This window comes from Halorubrum sp. 48-1-W (assembly GCF_003287355.1).
GTDB lineage: Archaea > Halobacteriota > Halobacteria > Halobacteriales > Haloferacaceae > Halorubrum.
The window spans coordinates 1-18835 of record NZ_QMIM01000013.1 but is presented as its reverse complement, the minus strand read 5'-3'; the positions used below and the strand labels follow the sequence as shown (position 1 = coordinate 18835).

General features: G+C 67.9%; 23 protein-coding genes. 9 read left to right on the top strand and 14 right to left on the bottom strand.

The window, feature by feature from the left end:
• Positions 1 to 92: 92 nt before the first annotated feature.
• The gene (locus tag DQW50_RS07145) at positions 93 to 3152 is read right to left on the bottom strand and encodes an FAD-binding and (Fe-S)-binding domain-containing protein (RefSeq protein WP_112078609.1); all 3060 of its coding nucleotides are present in this window, start codon (positions 3150 to 3152) and stop codon (positions 93 to 95) included.
• Between the two features lie 127 nt (positions 3153 to 3279).
• Between DQW50_RS07145 and DQW50_RS07140 the strand changes: the two genes are divergently transcribed.
• A complete protein-coding gene (locus DQW50_RS07140) occupies positions 3280 to 4341 on the top strand; it encodes a sodium:calcium antiporter (RefSeq protein WP_112078608.1) in 1062 nt (353 codons plus the stop codon).
• 134 nt (positions 4342 to 4475) lie between these two features.
• A complete protein-coding gene (locus DQW50_RS07135) occupies positions 4476 to 4781 on the top strand; it encodes a PRC-barrel domain-containing protein (protein WP_112078607.1) in 306 nt (101 codons plus the stop codon).
• A gap of 23 nt (positions 4782 to 4804) precedes the next feature.
• Here the strand turns inward: DQW50_RS07135 and DQW50_RS07130 are convergent, their stop codons facing one another.
• The 6 genes from DQW50_RS07130 to DQW50_RS17830 all read right to left on the bottom strand — a co-directional run bounded on the left by DQW50_RS07130 (position 4805) and on the right by DQW50_RS17830 (position 7701).
• A complete protein-coding gene (locus tag DQW50_RS07130; RefSeq protein WP_112078606.1) occupies positions 4805 to 5131 on the bottom strand; it encodes a hypothetical protein in 327 nt (108 codons plus the stop codon).
• Between the two features lie 73 nt (positions 5132 to 5204).
• Entirely contained in the window at positions 5205 to 5621 is a 417-nt protein-coding gene (locus DQW50_RS07125) for a hypothetical protein (protein ID WP_112078605.1), read from the bottom strand.
• A gap of 7 nt (positions 5622 to 5628) precedes the next feature.
• Complete coding sequence (locus tag DQW50_RS07120; RefSeq protein WP_112078653.1) at positions 5629 to 6318, bottom strand: hypothetical protein; 690 nt, start codon at positions 6316 to 6318, stop codon at positions 5629 to 5631.
• A gap of 95 nt (positions 6319 to 6413) precedes the next feature.
• A complete protein-coding gene (locus tag DQW50_RS07115; RefSeq protein ID WP_112078604.1) occupies positions 6414 to 6974 on the bottom strand; it encodes a thioredoxin family protein in 561 nt (186 codons plus the stop codon).
• A 48-nt stretch (positions 6975 to 7022) separates the two neighbouring features.
• Positions 7023 to 7514, bottom strand: a complete 492-nt coding sequence (locus tag DQW50_RS07110; RefSeq protein ID WP_112078603.1) for a hypothetical protein — start codon at positions 7512 to 7514, stop codon at positions 7023 to 7025.
• A 19-nt stretch (positions 7515 to 7533) separates the two neighbouring features.
• On the bottom strand, positions 7534 to 7701 hold the full coding sequence (locus DQW50_RS17830; protein ID WP_157964851.1) for a hypothetical protein: 168 nt from the start codon (positions 7699 to 7701) through the stop codon (positions 7534 to 7536).
• A 51-nt stretch (positions 7702 to 7752) separates the two neighbouring features.
• Here DQW50_RS17830 and DQW50_RS07105 point away from each other — a divergent pair, with 51 nt between their 5' ends.
• Positions 7753 to 7950 carry a hypothetical protein gene (locus DQW50_RS07105; RefSeq protein ID WP_112078602.1) on the top strand — a complete coding sequence of 66 codons (198 nt, stop codon included), beginning with the start codon at positions 7753 to 7755 and terminating at the stop codon, positions 7948 to 7950.
• 87 nt (positions 7951 to 8037) lie between these two features.
• Here the strand turns inward: DQW50_RS07105 and DQW50_RS07100 are convergent, their stop codons facing one another.
• Positions 8038 to 8436 carry an OsmC family protein gene (locus DQW50_RS07100; protein WP_112078601.1) on the bottom strand — a complete coding sequence of 133 codons (399 nt, stop codon included), beginning with the start codon at positions 8434 to 8436 and terminating at the stop codon, positions 8038 to 8040.
• Positions 8437 to 8510: 74 nt separating this feature from the next.
• Positions 8511 to 9236 (bottom strand): metal-dependent hydrolase, encoded by a 726-nt coding sequence (locus tag DQW50_RS07095; protein WP_112078600.1) that lies wholly within the window; start codon positions 9234 to 9236, stop codon positions 8511 to 8513.
• Between the two features lie 277 nt (positions 9237 to 9513).
• Between DQW50_RS07095 and DQW50_RS07090 the strand changes: the two genes are divergently transcribed.
• From DQW50_RS07090 to DQW50_RS07075, 4 genes are all read left to right on the top strand, one after another.
• Complete coding sequence (locus DQW50_RS07090) at positions 9514 to 10257, top strand: fumarylacetoacetate hydrolase family protein (protein WP_112078599.1); 744 nt, start codon at positions 9514 to 9516, stop codon at positions 10255 to 10257.
• A gap of 260 nt (positions 10258 to 10517) precedes the next feature.
• Positions 10518 to 11612: a histidinol-phosphate transaminase gene (gene hisC / locus DQW50_RS07085; RefSeq protein WP_112078598.1), complete on the top strand. Its 1095-nt coding sequence runs from the start codon at positions 10518 to 10520 to the stop codon at positions 11610 to 11612.
• The gene (locus DQW50_RS07080) at positions 11609 to 12130 is read left to right on the top strand and encodes an adenylate kinase family protein (protein ID WP_112078597.1); all 522 of its coding nucleotides are present in this window, start codon (positions 11609 to 11611) and stop codon (positions 12128 to 12130) included. The genes hisC and DQW50_RS07080 overlap by 4 nt, the downstream gene beginning before the upstream one ends.
• A gap of 64 nt (positions 12131 to 12194) precedes the next feature.
• Positions 12195 to 12797, top strand: a complete 603-nt coding sequence (locus DQW50_RS07075) for a CDP-alcohol phosphatidyltransferase family protein (RefSeq protein WP_112078596.1) — start codon at positions 12195 to 12197, stop codon at positions 12795 to 12797.
• Positions 12798 to 12825: 28 nt separating this feature from the next.
• Here DQW50_RS07075 and DQW50_RS07070 read toward each other — a convergent pair whose 3' ends face one another.
• From DQW50_RS07070 to DQW50_RS07050, 5 genes are all read right to left on the bottom strand, one after another.
• Positions 12826 to 14004, bottom strand: coding sequence for a right-handed parallel beta-helix repeat-containing protein (locus DQW50_RS07070; protein ID WP_198664632.1), 1179 nt, complete (start codon positions 14002 to 14004; stop codon positions 12826 to 12828).
• A gap of 412 nt (positions 14005 to 14416) precedes the next feature.
• Complete coding sequence (locus DQW50_RS07065) at positions 14417 to 15652, bottom strand: M20 family metallopeptidase (protein WP_112078594.1); 1236 nt, start codon at positions 15650 to 15652, stop codon at positions 14417 to 14419.
• Position 15653: 1 nt separating this feature from the next.
• On the bottom strand, positions 15654 to 16094 hold the full coding sequence (locus DQW50_RS07060) for a hypothetical protein (RefSeq protein WP_112078593.1): 441 nt from the start codon (positions 16092 to 16094) through the stop codon (positions 15654 to 15656).
• Positions 16094 to 16432 (bottom strand): hypothetical protein, encoded by a 339-nt coding sequence (locus DQW50_RS07055; protein ID WP_112078592.1) that lies wholly within the window; start codon positions 16430 to 16432, stop codon positions 16094 to 16096. The genes DQW50_RS07060 and DQW50_RS07055 overlap by 1 nt, the downstream gene beginning before the upstream one ends.
• A gap of 74 nt (positions 16433 to 16506) precedes the next feature.
• The gene (locus tag DQW50_RS07050; RefSeq protein ID WP_112078591.1) at positions 16507 to 16758 is read right to left on the bottom strand and encodes an FAD-dependent oxidoreductase; all 252 of its coding nucleotides are present in this window, start codon (positions 16756 to 16758) and stop codon (positions 16507 to 16509) included.
• 106 nt (positions 16759 to 16864) lie between these two features.
• On the opposite strand from DQW50_RS07050, the gene DQW50_RS07045 reads away from it, so the two are divergent.
• Complete coding sequence (locus DQW50_RS07045; protein WP_112078590.1) at positions 16865 to 17899, top strand: nitrogen regulation protein NR(II); 1035 nt, start codon at positions 16865 to 16867, stop codon at positions 17897 to 17899.
• Between the two features lie 223 nt (positions 17900 to 18122).
• Positions 18123 to 18554, top strand: a complete 432-nt coding sequence (locus DQW50_RS07040) for a universal stress protein (RefSeq protein WP_112078589.1) — start codon at positions 18123 to 18125, stop codon at positions 18552 to 18554.
• Positions 18555 to 18835: the final 281 nt, after the last annotated feature.

The window sequence follows — 18835 nt, the reverse complement described above, 5'->3', positions numbered from 1 at the left end:
ACACGATCCGGACGGCCCTGGTTCGGACACGATCCGGACCGGTCCCGATCGAGGTTCGAACGGGTCCCGATCCCCATCCGACCGGGTCCCGACTACGCCAGCGCCGCCGCCAGCTTCTCGACCGGATGGGGCGGCTCTTCGGCGGTGTCGTCCCGCTCCTTGAGTTGCGTGCTACAGGACGCGCCGGGCGCGACGACGGCGTCGGCGTCGCTCCCGTCGACCTGCTCGAAGAGCCCCTCGGCGATCGCCTTGCTCATGGAGTAGTGTTCCGCCTCGTAGCCGAACGAGCCGGCCATCCCACAGCAGGTGGTGTCGAGGGGGTCGACGCCGTAGCCGGCCCGCCGGAGCACGCCCACGGCGTGGTGGTCCTTCTTCGTCGCCTTCTGGTGACAGTGGCCGTGGTAGGCGAGCCGCTCTCCGGGCGCGTCGAAGGAGAGGTCCTCGTCGAGCCGGAAGGCGTCGAGGTACTCCATGACGCCGAAGGTCCCCCCGGCGACCGCGGCGACGTCGTCGTCGGACAGGTCGCTGGCGTCGCCGCCGAGCAGGTCGGCGTAGTCGGACTGGAGCATGACGGCGTCGGTCGGCTCGACGACCACCACGTCCCACCCGGCCTCGACGTCGGGCGCGAGCGTCTCGACGGTGTCGCGGGCGGTCGCCCGGGACTCGTCTATCAGCCCCTTCGAGTGGGGCGGCCGCCCGCTCCCTTTCACCTCGGGGATCCGCACGTGGCAGTTCGCCGCCTCGAGCACGCGAACCGCGGCCTTCCCCGCGCCCGGGTTCGTGTAGGTGGTGTACACGTCGGGGAAGAGCAGCACGTCGCGGTCGGCGGCTTCGCGCGGGACGCCCGCGCCGCCGCGGGCGTCGAACCAGTCCACCAGGCTCTCCGAGCGGAACGTCGGGAGGTCCCGCTCGCTCGCGATGCCGAGCGTCTTCTCCATGATGAGCCCCGCGCCGGGGAGCTTGCCGGGGAGGTTCGAGAGGGGGGCGAACCGGGAGCCCAGCGGCGCGAGGTCCTCGAACTTCCCGAGCAGCCGCGTCCGCAGGCTCGCGCCGTGTTCCCGGTGGTGGGCGTGTTCGACCTCGGCTTTCAGCTTCGCCATGTCGACGCCGCTGGGGCAGTCCACCTTACAGCCCTTACACCCGACACAGAGGTCCATCACCTCGGTGACGAACTCGTCTCCGGTGGGGTCGTCGGGGAGTTCCCCGTTCATCGCGCCGCGGAGCATGTTGGCCCGCCCCCGGGTCGACTGGATCTCCTCCTCGGCGGCGCGATAGGTCGGACACATCACCCCGCCCGTCGTCTCCTGGGGACCGCGACAGCCGCCACAGCCGTGACAGAGCTCGACCATCCCCTGCATCCCGTTCTCGATGTCCCACTGCATCGCGGGGTCGAAGCCGGCCTCGAACTCGTAGTCGGGGTCGAACCGGAGGTTCTCGCCCATGTCGAAGTCGCCACAGACGTTCCCGGGGTTGAGCAGCCAGTCGGGGTCGAAGGCGGTCTTGAGGTCGCGGAACGCCTCCCAGAGGTCGTCGCCGTACAGCTTCCGGTTCCACTGGGTCCGCGCGCGGCCGTCCCCGTGTTCGCCCGAGACGGACCCGCCGAGCCGGACGACCGCGTCGGTCACGCGGTCGGCGATCTCGACCATCGCGTCCACGTCGTCGACGTCCTTCGTGTCGATCAGCGGCCGGATGTGGAGGACGCCCGGGCCGGCGTGGGCGTAGAACGTCGCGAACGTGCCGGCGTCCTCGAGGATCTCCTGGAACTCCCGGGTGTACTCGGGGAGGTGTTCGGGCGGGATCGCACAGTCCTCGATGAAGGAGATGTGTTTGGCGTCGGAGGTCCGCGACAGCAGGATCGGGAGCCCCGATTTACGCATCTTCCAGAAACGGGCGCGGTCGTCGTCGTCGTGTGCCTCCATGGCGTGGCGGGCCCGCGTGGGCTGGGCGGTCGTCTCCGCTGCCCCCGGACGCGGGTCGGCGACGGTCTCCGCGCCGTCGACGCGGTCGGCGACGAGGTCCGCGACCTTCCGCCGTCCGGTCTCGTCGTCCTCGGCGTAGAACTCGACGAGGAGGACGGAGTCCGTTCCCTCGGGGAGCATGCCGACGACCTCCGCGAACTCGGGCGTGTCGGCCGCCAACCCCAGGAGGACGTCGTCCATCACCTCGACGGCGGCGGGGTCGTGTTCGAGGATCGGCGCGACGTCCTCCATCGCGTCGAGGAGGTCGTCGTAGGTGAGAAGCGCGACCGCCTTCGTCTCCGGGATCTCCACGAGCGAGACGGTCGCCTCCGTCACCGTCGCGAGCGTCCCCTCGCTGCCGGCGAGCAGTCGGCCGAGGTTGACGACGCCCGCCTCGCCGTACTCGCCGCGGTACTCCGCGAGCAGGCGGTCGAGGTTGTAGCCCGAGACGTTGCGTTTCATCTCCGGGAACCGCTCGTCGATCGCGTCGGCCTCCTCGTCGATGACGCGGACGATCTCGGCGTGGATCCGTGAGAGGAGGTCGTCGCCCTCGGGGTCGGCGGACTCGCGGAGCTCCTCGACGGCGACCTCCCCGAAGGTCGTGACGGTTCCGTCCGCGAGCACGACCTCCAGTTCCTCGACGTAGTGGTCCGTCTTCCCGTACTTCAGCGAGTGTGAGCCGGTGGAGTTGTTGCCGATCGCGCCGCCGACCGCGGATTTGTCCCGCCAGGCGGGGTCGGGCGCGAACTTCAGGCCGTAGGGCTCGACCGCAGTGTTGAGGTCTCCGACGTACGCGCCGGCCTCCACGCGGGCGGTCCGCGCCTCGGGGTCGACGTCGATCACCGAGTCCATCGCCTTCGAGAAGTCGAGGACGACCGCCTCGTTCACGGTCTGGCCGGCGAGCGAGGTGCCGCCGCCGCGCGGCAACACCGGGATCCCCTCCTCGAAACAGTACTCGTGGACCGCGGCCACGTCCGCGGTCGACTCCGGGAGGACGACCCCGATCGGCGTCACCTCGAAGGCGGACGCGTCGGTCGCGTACAGCCGTCGGGAGTAGTCGTCGAACCGCACGTCGCCCTCGACCCGACGGTCGAGCGCGTCGACGAGGTCGGGTCGTTCGACCTCCCCGCCGGTGTACTCGAAGTTCCCCCCCTCCCGCGGGTCGCGTTCCGACCCGCTCGCGTGTGTTGCCATGTGCGTCCCTCGCGCTCGGATCGACAAAAGTCCCCCGGGGTCGGCGAACGCCTCGACCTGACGACCGAGTGACGGGACGCCGACACCGGTGGTTTCATCCGCTCGCCCGTGGATCGCCCCGGAGACGATGGCCCTCGGAGGCGTCCTTCCCGACACCACGGCCGTGAACGTCCTCGTGGTCGTCGCTGCGAGCGGGCTGATCTGGCTCGGCAGCGGATGGCTCGAGGAGGCCGCGGAGGGGCTCTCGACGCACTACGGGCTCCCGCCGATCGTTCAGGGGACGGTCGTCGTCGCGGTCGGGTCGAGCTTCCCCGAGTTCGCGAGCGTGGTCGTCACCGCGCTCGCCGGCGTCTTCGACATGGGGGTCGGGGCGATCGTCGGATCCGCGATCTTCAACGTCCTCGTCGTCCCCGCGCTCTCGTCGCTCGCGACCGACGACGACCTCGACTCGAGCCGAGCGATCGTGTACAAGGAGGCGCAGTTCTACATGCTCGCGGTCTCCGTGCTCGTCATCACCTTCGCGCTCGCGGTCATCTACGAGCCGGTCGCAGCCGGAGCGGGCGGAACGGGCGGCGCGGACGGCGGGACCCTGACGGGGTCGATCACCCGTCCGCTCGCGGTGATCCCGCTTTCCGTCTACGGGCTCTATCTGTTCATCCAGTGGCAGGACACCGGCGACTACGAGGCCGAGGAGGGGCCGACGGACGTCCCCGTCCTCCGCGAGTGGGGGATGCTGGTTGCCGGGCTCCTCCTCATCCTCGTGAGCGTCGAGGCGATGGTGTCGGCCATCGAGTCGCTCGGACACACGTTCGGGATCCCCGAGTTCCTCGCCGGGATAACGATCGTCGCGGCGGCGACGAGCCTCCCCGACACGCTCGTCAGCGTGCGGTCCGCCCGCGACGACAACAGCGCGACGAGCCTGGGGAACGTCCTCGGGTCGAACACCTTCGACCTGCTCGTGGTCATCCCCGTCGGCGTGCTCATCGTCGGCGCGGTCCCGGTGAACTTCTCGACGGCCGTGCCGATGTTCGCCGTCCTCACGCTCGCGACGGTCCTGCTCTTCGGGACGCTCCGGACGGACCTGTCGCTGACGACCCTCGAAGCGTACTCCCTGCTCGTCACGTACGGGCTCTTCGTGGCGTGGGTCGTCGCCGAGACGGCCGGCGTGACGCACGTCCTCCCAGCGTGACGCACGTCCTCCCGGCGTGACGCACGTCCTCCCGGCGTGACACTCTCCCGCCTGAGTTGTCGCGACCCCTCCGCGTCAGACGGGCGTCGTTCGACAACGAACCCTTAATAGGCGCGCTCGCAACCGTATCGGACATGAACGCTGCTCCCGAGGAGATCACGTCGCTGGTCGGCAGAGAGGTATACTCCAACAACGGTGTCTTCGTCGGCGAAGTGGAGGACGTCCGCCTCGATCTCGACACGCAGTCGGTGACCGGACTGGCGCTGGCCGAGCTCAACGGCGAGCTGTTCGCCGGGCGCGTCGACGGGAACACCGGCGTGATCGTCCCCTACCGCTGGGTCCGCGCGGTCGGCGACGTGATCCTCATCAACGACATCATCGAACGGCTCGAGACCGGCACCGACGAGCCGGACGTCGAGACGGAGCAGCAGACGACCTAGCTCGGGTCCTCTACGACCCAGGCTCAGAAGGGAAGGGCGTTTCGGAGCCCGTCGAGGAACCCGCCGCCGCCCCGCCGTGCCTCGTCGAAGACGGGATACAGCGCGTCGAGTAGCTCCGTCTCGTTCTCGAACTCCGACTGCGGGACCTCCTCCAGCGCCGACGCCAGTTCGAGCGTTCGTCCCTTCGAGTCGTAGGGTATCTCCGGGTAGTCGAGCGCGCGGACGATCTCCCGGCTCGTCGCGGGAAAGGTGAGGTCCGACTCCCCGAGCCGAGCGTCGAGCGCGGCGATGCCGAACTCGATCGCCTCCGGTTCCGTGGACCCGCCGCCGCCTGGTGGGCGTGCTGCCATCGCCGTCCAGTAGCCGCTCGGCCGTCTTTAAACTCGGGTTCACGGGGAAGGGCGAATCGGGGAGGTCTACAACTCACTCCGGAACCGACTCCTCCGGCGGGGTCGCGTCGAGGACGACCAGCTCGAGCCCGTCGCCGGCGCGGTCGAAGGCGGCCACGCTGTCGTCGTCGTACGGCGGGACCGCGACGAGGACGACCGCGGCGAGGTCGTCGGTCTTCGACAGCTCGAGCCGGCCGGTCGGGTGCGAGAGGAACCGTGCTCCGCCCCGGCCCGCCGGCGTTCCGAGGTCGACGCCGAACACCGCGTTCACCGAACCACCGACGCCCTCGAGCGTGAAATGCGTCAACACGGGCGTCTCCGGGTCCATCCCGAGGTCTGCGTCGAACTCCCCCGCCCGGGTCGCCGACAGCCGGAGGTTCACCGCGGTCGGGTCGCGCTCGGCGGCGTGGTGGAGGAGCACCGTCAGCAGGTCGCGGGTGACGTGGATCACGGGCCGTTCAGATCCCGAGTGCGGACCGGAGCGTCTTCGCGTAGAGTCCGGGAGCCTTCCGTCGGGACCCCGCGAGCGCGTCCTCGACCGCTGAGCCGGCATTCTCGAGGACGCCCACGCCGTGGCCGACGAGGACGCGGTCGGGATCGAGACCCGAGAGGGCGGTCCGCGGCGGGGTGAACCGGAGCATTGGGTGAACGCCGAGGCGCTCGCGGTCCCCCCGGAAGTACGACGCCGATCCCAGCGATTCGGGGACGACGAGGGTCTCCCCGTCGAAGAGGCCGACCTCCTGCCAGGGCGGCACCATCGAGTCGCGGATCCGGATCGACTCGAAGCCGGAGTCGGCCAGGCGGCGGCCGAACCGGCGCACCGTGGCGTCCGTTCCCTCGACGACGCCCGTCATCCACTCGGGGACGTAGACGGGCGCGTCGTGGCGGGTCGCGATCGTCTCGGCGTCGCGCTCGTGCCGGTCCAACCCGACGACGACGCCCGCGACCGAGCCGAACTCCGCGAGCAGGTCGTCGACGCCCGGCGCGTCGACCGGGTCGATCACCCACACGTCGTCGTCGCCCTCCTCGTTCGGCACCGCGAGCGCGTGGCTCGCACGCTCCATCGCCTCGTTCGGATACGCGATCCAGCCCACGCCGCGGTCGAAGCGGTCGATCTCGTGGAGTTCCGGCTCGCCGACCTCCTTCATGTTCATGTGCTTCCTTCGGGCGGAACCCATTTCAACCCACGCCGGGACGCTCGGACTCCACCCAGAGTCCGACCCCGCTCGGGAGCCGACCGACCTCACTCGCCGGGCCACTTGATCGAACAGCCGCGCGACGGCCGGTCGGGGTGTGCGACCTCCTCGCCGGCGAGGACCGCGTCGACCGCGTCCCTGACGTAGAACTCCGTCGGCTCGTCGTCGGGGTTCAACGCGTCGTCGAGCCGGCCGTGATACCGGAGCCGCCACTCGCCGTCCTCCCGGCCGAACAGGAACGGGTCGGGGGTACACACCGCGCCGTAGGCCCGGGCGACCTCGGCGGTCTCGTCGCGGAGGTACGCGTCGTAGGCGATCGTCCCGTCCGCGACGCGTTCGCGCATGGCCTCGAAGGAGTCGTCGGGGTACTCCTCGGCGTCGTTCGGGTTGATCCCGACCACCGCGAGGTCGTCGTACTCGGCGGCCAGGTCGTTGAGCAGGTCGAACTTCGCCTTCGCGTACGGACAGTGGTTACAGGTGAACACCACGAGCAGGGCGTCCGTCCCGAAGTCGTCGAGCGCGTGCGTCTCGCCGTCGGTTCCGGGTAGCTCGAAGTCGGGAGCTGTATCGTCGCGTTCGAGTTCGGAGTCGGATTCCATCGCGACCATGTCCGGTCGTTGCCCCGCCGGATCCAAAGCCGTTCCGGGAGCCCCCGACTACCGCGTCGCGCTCGTTGCGAGACGAACGGTCGCCGACAGGACCAGCCATCCGATCGCACAGGCGACACCGATGGCGAGGAGAACGGAGAGCCCGTGGACCGTCCCCGCGACCGCCGAGAGGATCCCGGCGTCGACGCCGACCGGGACGCCGTCGAGACGCGCCGCGACCTCGGGGGCGAAGCGCCGACCGGCCGACCCGACCCGGATCCCGACGGCCGCGACCATCGCTGCCGGCGTAACCGACGAGAGGACGCGTGCCCAGCGCTCGGAGCCGTCCGTTTCCCGCCCCGACGGGACGCGGGAGTCGTTTCGGGCCGTCCCGAGCCCGACGGCGTCCGCGACGCCACCGGCATCGACCGCACCGACCGTATCAACCGGCCCCGTCACGTCGTCGGAACCCGTCGAACGACCGCCGATCCCGTCGCAGTCGGACCGTTCCGCTCCGTCCATCTCCTTTGGAGACCCCGCACCGTGTCGGTTCGATGGCATACGCTCGGTGGCCGCGATATCATATATAAACGTACGACCCCGAACGGCTGTAGCGTCGCTCGTCGCCGACGTCGAGGCTCCCGTTGTCGATGTCGAGGCTCTCGTTGTTGATGTCGAGGCTCCCGTTGTCGACGTCGAGGCTCTCGTTGCCGACGTCGAGAGTGTCGCGGCCAATATCGAGGCACACGCTGTCTGCGCCGGTGCGGGGTTTATGTCCATGTCGGCCGTTCCAGCCGATATGTCGAGCGTCGAGCCGAGTTACCGGATCTTACGGCTCCTGTGTGCCAACACAGTCGGGATGGTGAGCTTCCTCGCAGCGTACGCCATCGCCCGCGAGCCCGGCGTCGCCGTGATCGCCGGCGTCGTCCTCGGCGTCGTCGGCTACGCCGCCTCGGGTATCCTCGTCGACTACGCGTCGAGCGGGCCGAACGTGTAACGAGGAGTGCCTCCGGAAGAGTACGGACCGTTCGCTGGGGGGACGGTATCGAAAAAATTCGAGCGGGTGATCGCGGAGCGTCGAGCCTCAGAACGCGCCCGAGTGGACGTTGATCTCGGCCTGGAGGTCCGCTTTCAGCGCCGAGTGGACGTGACAGATGTCCTCCCCGCGGGCGACGATCTCCTCGGCGGTCTCGTCGTCGAGGTCGGCCTCGACGTGGAGGTCGAAGACGATCGACTCGAGGTCGTCTTCGTCGTCCAGCGTGGCGCTCGCGTCGATCTGGAGCTTGCCGAGGTCGTCCTCGCCGCGCTGGCCGCCGCCGACGCGGAACGCGGGGATGTAACAGGAGGCGTACGTCGCGACGAGCGCGGCGTTCGGGTTCGGGCCGGTCTCGTCGGTGGCGTCGATCTGGAGATCGAAGTCGCCGACCTGGCTCGTGCACGCGTAGCCCTCCTCACAGACGGTGGTGGTCTCGATGTCGGACATGTCGTCTCCGAAGTGGGCTCCCGCGGGGGTAAAGCTTCCTATACGGGTCGTTTCGAGGGCGGATTCGCCCCGTCTCAGGACTCGAGCGTGTACGTCTCGTCGCCCTCCAGGATCACGGGTTCGGCGGCCGCCCCGGCCGCTTTCACCTCGTTGACGAACTCCCGGGTGTCGATCTCGATCGGCGGGAAGGTGTCGTAGTGCATCGGGAACACCACGTCCGCACCCACCCAGTCGGCGGCGATGCCGGCCCCGGCGGGCCCCATCGTGAAGTGGTCGCCGACGGGCAACGCGGCCGCGTCGGGCTCGAGGTACGGCGCGATGACGTCGACCATCTCGGACATGAGGCCGGTGTCGCCGGCGTGGTAGAACGTGGTGCAGTCGGGGTCCGACTCCTGGGTCGGCTTCTTGTCGCCGATCACGAAGCCGGCGGGCATCCCCGCGGAGGTGCCGTAGCCCGTGTCGATCCCGTTCGAGTGGTCCGCGCGTACCATCGTCACCCACGCGTCGCCGCACTCGACGGTGCCGCCGATGTTCATCCCCATGCCGCCGACGGCCTCGTCGTGGCCGAAGGTGTCCTGGACGTACCCCGTCAGTTCCGGGGTGGCGACCACCGTCGCGCCCTCGTACCGGTCGGCGTCGGCGATGTGGTCCGTGTGCCCGTGCGTTAAGAGGAGGTAGTCCGGGTCGAGTTCCTCGGGGTCGACGTCCGTCTTCGGGTTGTCGAAGAAGGGGTCGATCAGTAGTTCGGTCTCGTCGACGACGACGTGCCACGTCGAGTGGCCGTGCCAAGTGAGGTCCATGGTCCGGTCGGTACATCTCGACGGAGGCTAATAAACTTCGACGACGCGGATCCGTCTTCCGCGGTCGACGACGCTCCGTAGCGGATCGGGAGACGCTCCGTAGCGGATCGGGGGACGCTCCGTGGCAGATCGGGAGTCGACGCTCCGTAGCGGATCGGGAGTCGACGCTCCGGTTGTTCGAGAGCGGTGAGAACGGCCGGTTCCTCCGGCGTGCCGTTCCGCCGGCAACAAGGGGGCCATTCCGGGAGGTTATAACTATCACATTCGATGGCACAGTATGCACTACGCACGGTTCCGCGACCCGGCCGGCTCGATCCGCAAAGGCCGCTACGACCCCGAGACCGAGACGGTCGCGTTCGGCGACGACGTGTACGACTTCGACGACCCCGACATCGACGTCCTCCCTCCGGTAGATCCCTCGAAGATCGTCTGTATCGGCCGCAACTACGCCGAACACGCCGCCGAACTCGGAAACGACGTGCCGGATCGGCCGTTGCTGTTCTTGAAGGGACCGAACGCGCTCGCGGGCCACGGCGACACGGTCACCGTCCCCGAGGGGAAAGACCGGATCGACTGGGAGGCGGAGTTCGTCGTCGTGATCGGCGAGTCGTGTAAGGACGTCGCTGCCGAGGACGCGATGGACGTCGTCGAGGGGTTCACCTGTATGAACGACGTCTCGAACCGTGACGACCAGAACCGCGAGCAGAACTGGGTGCGGGGGAAGGCGTTCGACAACTCGGCCCCGCTTGGACCCGTTGTCGCGACGCCCGACGAGGTTCCCGACGAGGCGAGCGTCGAGCTCCACGTGAACGGCGAGCGGAAACAGTCCGGACACCTCGGCCAGCTGATCTTCGACGTGCCGACGCTGATCGAGGAGATCACCACGTACCTGACCCTGGAGGCCGGCGACGTGATCGCCACGGGAACCCCCGACGGCGTCGGACCCCTCTCGGACGGCGACACGGTCGAGGTGACCGTCGAGGGCGTCGGGACGCTCGAACACGACGTCCATATCCCCTAAATCGGCACGGGACCGCCCCGATCCGGGGCCGTCCCGGTCCCGCTGTCGGGCGCGAGTGCGGACCGATCGCACACCTCGTTTCCGGTGAACCGACGGTCGTTCTCGGTGAATCGACGGTCGTGCCCAGTGGGTCGGCAGTCACTCCCGGGGAACCGACCGATCCGTGGCGACCCGGACGCACCGTTTCGGTCGGACGTACGGCGTGACCCCGACGCGCAGTTTCGGTCACTCTTAAGGCGGGCCGCCGCGGACTCACGGGCATGCAACCACGGGACCTCTCGGATCACTCCCCGTACGTGCCCGGCAGGGGCGTCGAGGAGGTCGCCCGCGAACTCGGGATCGATCGCTCGGAACTGATCAAACTCTCCTCGAACGAGAACCCCCACGGGCCGAGCCCCGCGGCCGTCGAGGCGATCCGCGAACACGCGGATCGGGTACACGTCTACCCGAAGTCCTCCCACACGGACCTCACCGAACGGATCGCCGAGGAGTGGGACGTGACGACCGAACAGGTGTGGGTGTCGCCGGGGGCCGACGGCTCGATCGACTACCTCTCGCGGGCTGCTCTCGAGTCCGACGACCGGGTGTTGGTCCCCGATCCCGGCTTCGCGTACTACGCGATGTCCGCCCGGTACCACCACGCGGACGTCGAGACGTATCCCCTCTCGATCGACGACGGCTTCGCTCAGACCGCGGAGCGCGTGCTGAGCGCGTACGGCGGCGAACGCATCGTCTACCTCACCTCGCCGCACAACCCCTCCGGGTCCGTGATCCCGCTCGAGGAGGTCGAAACGATCGCGGACGCGACCGCCGAGGAGACCCTCGTCGTCGTCGACGAGGCCTACGGGGAGTTCGCCGACGTCGACAGCGCGATCCCGCTCGTGAACGATCGGGACGACGTCGCCGTCCTCCGGACGTTCTCGAAGGCGTACGGCCTCGCCGGCCTCCGGATCGGCTACAGCGTCGTCCCCGAGGAGTGGGGCGGGGCGTACGCTCGCGTCAACACGCCGTTCGCAGCGAGCGAGCTGGCGTGTCGGGCCGCGTTGGCCGCGCTCGACGACCCCGAACACGTCGCGGAGTCCGTCGAGACCGCGCGCTGGTCCCGCGAGTACATCTCCCGCGAACTCGACGCCGAGACGTTCGAGTCGGCCGGCAACTTCGTGCTCGCGCGCGTCGGCGACGCGAGCGCGGTCGCCGAGACTGCCCAGGAGCGGGGCGTCATCATCAGGGACTGTACCTCGTTCGGGCTGCCGGAGTGTGTCCGGGTCTCCACCGGTACGCGCGAGGACACGAAGGAGGCGGTCGAGCGCCTGAACGGGGTGCTCACGGACCTCGACCTCGAGGCGGAAGCGTGACCGGGGACGGTCCCGACCGCGTCGCCGTCACCGGCACGCCGGGAACGGGAAAGTCGACCGCGACGGCGCTGCTCGAGGAGTACGAGGTGATCCACCTCAACGACCTGATAAAGGCGCACGAGGACCTCTGGACCGAGCGCGACGCCGAGCGCGACACCCTCGTCGCCGACCTCGACGCGGTGGCCGATCACCTCGGCGACTGGACCGGCGTGCTCGACTCACACCTGGCACACCACCTCGACGTCGACCGCGTCGTCGTCCTGCGCTGTCGCCCCGAGACGGTCGAGGAACGGTTGCTCGAGCGCGGCGAGTCGACGGCGACTACGGCGGAGAACGCCGAGTCGGAGGCGCTCGACGTGATCCTCTCTGAGGCCGTCTCGATACACGGGGTGGAGAACGTCTACGAGGTGGACACGACCGACCTGCCCCCCGAGGCCGTCGCCGAGGCGATTCGCGAGGCGATAGCGGGCACGGTCGAGCCGAGCGCCGGAACCGTCGACTTCACCGACTACGTATGAGACCGCTTATCAACCGGCCGGGAGTTACGGACGGACGAACGATGACTTCGGAGGGGATCCTCGCGTGACGCTAGACCGGTTCCGGTCGGTCGCCGACCGCCTGCTCGGCCCGTGGGTGAGCGTTGCGGATCGGCTCGGGCTCTCGCCCGATCAGGTGAGCGTCCTCGCGTTCGGCGCGGCGATCCTCGCTGCCGGCGCGTTCGCGGTCGCGGAGCCGGCGTTCTACGTCCTCGGGTCGCTTCTCGTCCTGCTCAACGGCTGGCTCGACCTCGTCGACGGCGCGCTCGCGCGCGCACAGGCGGTCGCCTCGGACGGGGGCGACCTGCTGGATCACGTCCTCGACCGCTACGCCGACATCGCCGTTATCGCGGGTTTCACTGCCGGTATCAACGCGTACGCATTGGGCTTTCTCGCCGTGACCGGCGTGTTGATGACGTCGTACATGGGTACCCAGATCCAGGCGGTCGGGATCGGCCGCGAGTACGGCGGGCTGCTCGGACGCGCCGACCGGCTCGCGCTGATGGGGGTCGTCGGCGTCGTCGCCGCGGCCTACTCGGCGCCGATCGTCGTCGGTCTGAACGTCGTCGGCCTGCTCCTCGCGCTGTTCGCCGTCGTGGGGCACCTCACCGCACTCCAGCGTTTCTTCGGCGCGTGGAGCGATCTATAGAGAGGAGACCGGCGTACGCGGGGCGTGCTTAGCAGACGAGGTTATTCGCGAACAGATTTTCGTCGCCGTCGTCGACCAGTTGCTCGCCGTCGTTCCCGCAGATGCGGTTTCTCGAGAGCCCGCTGTCGTCGGCGTTGATAACGAGACCGTCGCCCCCGTTGGTATTGATGTTGTTCTTCCGGAACGGGAACCCGCTTCCGCGAAGGACGACGCCGTCGCCGTCATTGCCCGTCGCGCGGTTGAACTTGACCTTGGCGCCTGTGGATTCGACGCGGAACCCGCCGCCGCCGTTCGAGACGGCGACGTTGCGGAGGCAGTCGCGATCGACTCCAACGTCGAATCCGACGCCGTCGTTCGACACCGCTGCGTTCTTCGTGAACGTTCCGACCGACGCGTTGACGCCGTCACCCCCGTTTCCGATAAACATGTTTCCGCTCACGCTCGCGACGCTCCCGTACGAGAAGAGCCCGTGGCTCCCGTTGCCGACGATTACGTTGCCGCTGACCACCGGTTTCAGATCGCCTGCGTCCTCCAAGTCGATTCCCGCGCCGTCGGCGTTCGCGACGTAGTTGTCCAGAATCTGAAACCGCCCGTCGAACGCGTTCGACACCTGTAGACCGATTCCCGGCCCGCGTTCGTCGCCCATAATGAAGTTGTTCGACACTCTGTGAGAGCCCATCAGGTCGTCGGCGAAGCTCATACTCGAAACGACGTTGCGTGCGAACACGTTGTTGGCCTGGTTCTCGAATAATCGGATGGATCCGGCTATCGTGTTGTCGACCGCGTGTACGCCGCCTGCGGACTCGCTACCGAAGTCCTGTATGACGTTGTTCCTGAGGACGAGCCCGCCCGGTTCGTCGACGCTGACGCCTCCGTCTGGGAGGTAAAGATTCTGGAGTGTGAGATTCACGATACTCGGTCCGTCGTAGCTCCCTCCTCCGATGCCGCCGCCCGTGATGATGTAGCCGTTGCCGTCGATCGTCACGTCCTCGACGCCGGGTCTGATCAGGACTCGCCCGTCGAAGTCGGCGGTCTGGACGAACGTCGTCCCCGAGTCGTCCGGCGTGATGGTGATCGGCTCGTCGAACTCGACCGCACCGTCGGCGGCGCTCGCCGTCCCGACCAGTCCCATCGACGCGCCGACGCTCGCCGCGCTCGCTTTTAGTACGTCTCGCCTCGACGCGTCGTCCCTGAAGGATTCAAACATAATTCTATACATCAGCTATACTATACTTTGTTAGTCTGTCCTTAGTGGATCGCTCAGCGGACAGCACAGAGTTCACAGAGACGAATCGCTGTCGTTCAACTTCGCCAAAAGGGCGCACACGCATCCGATAATCAGATATTTAGTGCGATGGTCCACTCGCGGACGGTGACGGATCGTAGCGAACGGTCGAGCACGGTCACCCGCGAAGGAACGGTTAAAAGCGTCCGGGCGGAGCTTCCCGGAGAGGAGCCTCAAGAGCTTCCCGGCCCACGCCCCCGAGGAGACCACGGGGTGGTCCGCCTGCGTACGTTCCCCGGTCGGTCCGCACGCGCACGCCGTCGCCGACGGGCTCCCAGTCGAGCACGCGTCGAGTCCCGTGTGTCCGATCGTCGATATCGGACGTCCGGCTCGCTCAGGACTCGTTGCGCGCGATGTCGCGGACGCTCGCGGCGACGACGACGGCGGCGTCGCGCAGTTGGTCGAGCGCGAGGTTCTCGTCCGGGCCGTGGACGTTCGAGTCCCGACCGCCAGGGCCGAACTTGACGGCCTTCGTTCCGCCGGCGTGGAAGTGCCCGGCGTCGGAGCCGCCGCGAGTGCCGCGCACTGGCACGTCGCCGATCACCCTGTTCGCGTTCGTCGCGACCGCACGGACGTGCGGGTCCTCGGGGTCCGACCGGAACGCCTTCGTCCGGCTCAGCGCCGTCACCGTCGCCGACGTCCCCGCCGGCAGGTCCGTTCCGGCGACGACCTCGCGGACCTCCCGCTCCGCGATCGCGGCGTCGTGGTCCGGCGGCACCCGGCGGTCGACCGTGAACGAGCAGGTCGGCGGGACGACGTTGGTCTCGACGCCCCCCTCGATCGTCGAGGGCGTACAGGTTGCGCTCCCGACGCCCGGGACCTCGCTTTCCCGGTCCGCGAGGTCGTCGCCGTGTGCGTCGAGCGCGTCGACGAGCCGTGCGGCCGCGACTACCGCGTTGGCGCCCCTCTCGGGTTCGACCCCGGCGTGTGCGGACGCGCCCTCGACGTCGACGCGGAGCGTCAGCACACCCGAGGAGGCGTACTCGACCGCGTAGGTGCTCCCCTCGACGATCGCGTACTCGGCCTCGAGCGCGCCGCTCTCGACCACGTGGCCCGCACCCGCCTCCCCGCCGGTCTCCTCGTCGGCCGTCAACGCCAGCACGAGCGTGGCGTCCTCTGGGAGCAGCCCGCTCTCCTCCAGCGCGCGCGTCGCCAGCGTGTAGGCGGCGATGCGGCCCTTCGAGTCGCGCGCGCCGCGGCCGTACAGCCGGCCGTCCTCCACCGTGCCGCCGAAGGGGTCGTACGTCCAGTTCGACTCCTCGACGGGAACCGTGTCGATGTGGGCGTTGAGCGCGATCGTCGCCCCCGGTCCCCGGGTCGCGTACGCGAGGACGTTCGGCCGCGGGTGCGGGAGGCCGAGTTCCTCCACGAGCGCCTCGGGCGCCCGCTCGATCTCGACGTCCCAGCCGTACCCCTCGTACTCGGTCGTCAGCAGGTCGACGATCGCGGCGTAGTCGCCCGGCGGGTTCACGCTCGGTGTGCGGACCATCTCCCGGAGGAACGCGACCGCGTCGTCGGCGAGGCCGTCCACCGCTGTGTCCAACCGCTCGAGTTCCGCGTCGGAGACCATCTCACACCCCCATCTCGTCCGCGAACTCGTCGAACGTCTCCACCGCGAAGTCCGGCTGGCGGAGGAAGCCCTCCCACTCGGTGCCGGCGCGGTTCATCCGGACGCCCTGCATCCCGGTGTGGAGGGCCCCTTTGACGTCGTCGTACACCTCCAACTCGCCCACGCTGTCGAGTATCTCCTCCCGTTCGGCAGGGGTGACGTCGGCGTCCGCCACCCCTAACGCGTAGTCCAACGACGCCTCGTAGCGCTCCCATGTCGGCCCGAAGTCGTCGAGCACTGTCGACGTGAGGCCGTACAGGCTCCCCCGGAGGTCCCAGATCCGTGCGATCGCCTCGGGGTTGTCCGTGTGTTCGCGGAGCGCCCGTTCCGTCGACAGCTCGTCGACGAGCGTGCTGTAGGAATCGACGAAGACGGTCTCGACGCGGTCGGTGTCCAGAGTCATCACTGTACCGTCGGGTCACAGACGGTGATAAAACCACGTCCGTCGGGGACGAACGGCGGAGCGTTGAGCGAGCACGAACGGTATCGACGAAGAGTCGAGCGAGCACGAACGGCGTCAGCGGAGCGTCGATCGATCGGCCGATAGCGCGTCGAGCCCTCACAGCCGACCTCGAACCGGAACGTCCCGATCGGGATGGCGGTCTCGTCGGTCGTCGCGAGGTCGGCGAACGTCTCGCCGCCGACGCTACAGAACTTGTCGTCCGGGAGGTCGTAGGTGGGGAACCGCTCACCGATCTCCGCGGTCGACAGCGTCTCGTCGCGACGTCGTGGCGGTCGCACGCCGCGGCCGCGTCGACGATCTCGTCGCTGCCGGCGGGGCCGATCCCGATCGTCCCGGTCTCGACGAACAGCTCTCACCCGGTCTCCGCTTCCAAATCGAGCCAGCGCTCCCGGGCCCGTCTCGCGAGCGGCACGTACTCGTGGCCCTTCGTCTGTGGCAACCGCCGGTGCCTGGACTCGCCGTGGGAGGACCTGTGGGTGTGCGGCACGTCGTATCGCTCGATCCCCAGGACGTCGACGCCGCGTTCCGCGAGGTGGTAGGTGGCCGCGCTCCCCATTCCGCCGACGCGGACGACGATCTCGTCGAACGTATCGTCCGGTCTCATCGACTCATGCTTCGGGAACCGGTCTCAAAACGCTTCGCGGGTGACCGTTCGACTCGGTGAGGGTCGGGTCGATCGGTTTTAATCACGTTCGGGCGTAATCCGGTGTATGACTTCGGCGACGGAGGGATCGTCGTATCGTCCGCACGTTGAGAACGTCCCGATCGGGATCTTCGAAGTAAACCGACACGGAGAATACGTTGAGGTGAACGAAACCGCGTGCGAGATGGTCGGCTACTCGCGGGCTGAACTCCTCGAGATGTCGACGACGGAGTTGATCCCCGAAGGCGACGATCCGGGGGACGCGGTCTCGCTCGTGGGGGTTCGAGAGACTGGCCATATGCGGGCTGAACGGCAGATACAGCACAAGGACGGACGGACGGTCGATGTACTCCTCGAGACGGTGGACCTCGAGGACGGTCGATACATCGTCTACGTGCAAGACATTACCGAACAGAAGGAGTACGAGCGGCAACTCGAGCAGCAGCGTGATAACCTCGAGGTACTGAACCAAGTCCTTCGCCACGACGTTCGCAACGACTTGCAACTCGTCACTGCGTACGCGGACCTTCTGTCCGAGAAGTGTGAGGACGACGAGGTGAGCGGATACATCACCACGATACAGGAAAGCGCCAACCACGCCGTTGAACTCACCAGTACTGCACGCGAGATGGCCGACGTGATGCTTTCGGTTACACAGGAGAGCCAGCAGATCGATCTCCGCACGGTTCTCGAAACGGAGGTGAGCGAGGTACAGTCCTCGTACCCGAACGCCGCGATAACCTTCGGGACGACCGTCCCCTCCGTCACGATCGACGCCAACGAGATGATCTCGTCGGTGTTCCGAAACCTGGTGAAGAACGCGATACAGCACAACGACAAGCCGTTGGCGGAGGTGACGGTCTCGGTAACCGTTTCGGACGAGTGCGCAACTATCCGAGTCGCGGACAACGGCCCGGGGATCCCCGACGACCGGAAAGAGGCCATCTTCGGGAAGGGGGACCGCAACTTGGAGAGCGCGGGAACGGGGCTCGGTCTCTACCTGGTCGAAACCCTTGTCGACAGTTACCGTGGTGACGTGTGGGTCGAAGACAACGACCCCGATGGCGCCGTCTTCGTCGTGGAACTGCCCAAAGCGGGATGAACCCCCCTTGTGGCGGGGACGTTTTTCGGCGTCGTGCTACCGCGACGCGATCCGCGAACGGCGGACGACACCGAGCGACCGCCTCACGAAAAACCACGGGGGCGGTCAGTACGTTCACTTCCATCCCGTACTTCCCGATGTTCGAAACGGATCGGGAGGTCGTATGGCCCTGTTCGTCCCGCTATCGACAGCGTATTTACGTGGTGAACGCGTTCGTGGCAATATGACCCTGGTCGTGGTGCCGGTTCGGTATCCGGTGACGGCCCACTCGGAGGCGACGCTCCGGGAGGGCGTCCGTGTCGCCGAGGAGCGCGACGCCGAACTCACCGTCCTCCACGTCGACCTGTATCAGAACAGCAGCGGCGTCTCGCGAAGCGACCTCAAACGCGCCGTCGAGCGTCGGGTCGGTCGGGTCGACCGCGCCCGGTACGTCGTCCGACGTGGCTTTCTCGTTGAGGAGACGATCCTCGAGGAGATCGTCGCCGAGGGCGCCGACGTCGTCGTCATCGGTTCGAAGCAGGCGGGTCGTTGGCGGCGCATGGTCCAGAAGCTCCTCTCGGACCCCGACATCGACAGCTACCTGCGCGACCAGCTCGACTGTACGGTCATCACGGTCGACGCCTCCGGCCAGGCCGTGTCGAACGTCGACGTCTGAGAGAAGTCGGTGGATCTATCGAGTTCACGTTCTTCGGATCGACGTCGTACGAGATCGCTTGTCGCCGAAGAGTGCTAGTAGTACGGTTGTTTCGATAGGGATCGGGGTGAGTAGAACGGGATCGTTGCTGGCGAGGTGAACACGTCCAAAGCCCCAGCCACTCGGCTGTACGAAGTGAGACGGACGACTGCGATGAACACGCCCAAAGCCCCAGTCGCGAGGCGGACGCACGCTCGTTGTCGTTCGAAAGGCGCGCATGCGCGCCTTTCGTGATGACGAGA

Coding starts and splice junctions, on each gene's coding strand:
- DQW50_RS07145 (WP_112078609.1), bottom strand. CDS start 3,152: ATGGCAACACACGCGAGCGGGTCGGAACGCGACCCGCGGGAGGGGGGG.
- DQW50_RS07140 (WP_112078608.1), top strand. CDS start 3,280: ATGGCCCTCGGAGGCGTCCTTCCCGACACCACGGCCGTGAACGTCCTC.
- DQW50_RS07135 (WP_112078607.1), top strand. CDS start 4,476: ATGAACGCTGCTCCCGAGGAGATCACGTCGCTGGTCGGCAGAGAGGTA.
- DQW50_RS07130 (WP_112078606.1), bottom strand. CDS start 5,131: ATGGCAGCACGCCCACCAGGCGGCGGCGGGTCCACGGAACCGGAGGCG.
- DQW50_RS07120 (WP_112078653.1), bottom strand. CDS start 6,318: ATGAAGGAGGTCGGCGAGCCGGAACTCCACGAGATCGACCGCTTCGAC.
- DQW50_RS07115 (WP_112078604.1), bottom strand. CDS start 6,974: ATGGTCGCGATGGAATCCGACTCCGAACTCGAACGCGACGATACAGCT.
- DQW50_RS07110 (WP_112078603.1), bottom strand. CDS start 7,514: ATGCCATCGAACCGACACGGTGCGGGGTCTCCAAAGGAGATGGACGGA.
- DQW50_RS07105 (WP_112078602.1), top strand. CDS start 7,753: ATGTCGAGCGTCGAGCCGAGTTACCGGATCTTACGGCTCCTGTGTGCC.
- DQW50_RS07100 (WP_112078601.1), bottom strand. CDS start 8,436: ATGTCCGACATCGAGACCACCACCGTCTGTGAGGAGGGCTACGCGTGC.
- DQW50_RS07095 (WP_112078600.1), bottom strand. CDS start 9,236: ATGGACCTCACTTGGCACGGCCACTCGACGTGGCACGTCGTCGTCGAC.
- DQW50_RS07090 (WP_112078599.1), top strand. CDS start 9,514: ATGCACTACGCACGGTTCCGCGACCCGGCCGGCTCGATCCGCAAAGGC.
- hisC (WP_112078598.1), top strand. CDS start 10,518: ATGCAACCACGGGACCTCTCGGATCACTCCCCGTACGTGCCCGGCAGG.
- DQW50_RS07070 (WP_198664632.1), bottom strand. CDS start 14,004: ATGTTTGAATCCTTCAGGGACGACGCGTCGAGGCGAGACGTACTAAAA.
- DQW50_RS07065 (WP_112078594.1), bottom strand. CDS start 15,652: ATGGTCTCCGACGCGGAACTCGAGCGGTTGGACACAGCGGTGGACGGC.
- DQW50_RS07060 (WP_112078593.1), bottom strand. CDS start 16,094: ATGACTCTGGACACCGACCGCGTCGAGACCGTCTTCGTCGATTCCTAC.
- DQW50_RS07050 (WP_112078591.1), bottom strand. CDS start 16,758: ATGAGACCGGACGATACGTTCGACGAGATCGTCGTCCGCGTCGGCGGA.
- DQW50_RS07045 (WP_112078590.1), top strand. CDS start 16,865: ATGACTTCGGCGACGGAGGGATCGTCGTATCGTCCGCACGTTGAGAAC.
- DQW50_RS07040 (WP_112078589.1), top strand. CDS start 18,123: ATGACCCTGGTCGTGGTGCCGGTTCGGTATCCGGTGACGGCCCACTCG.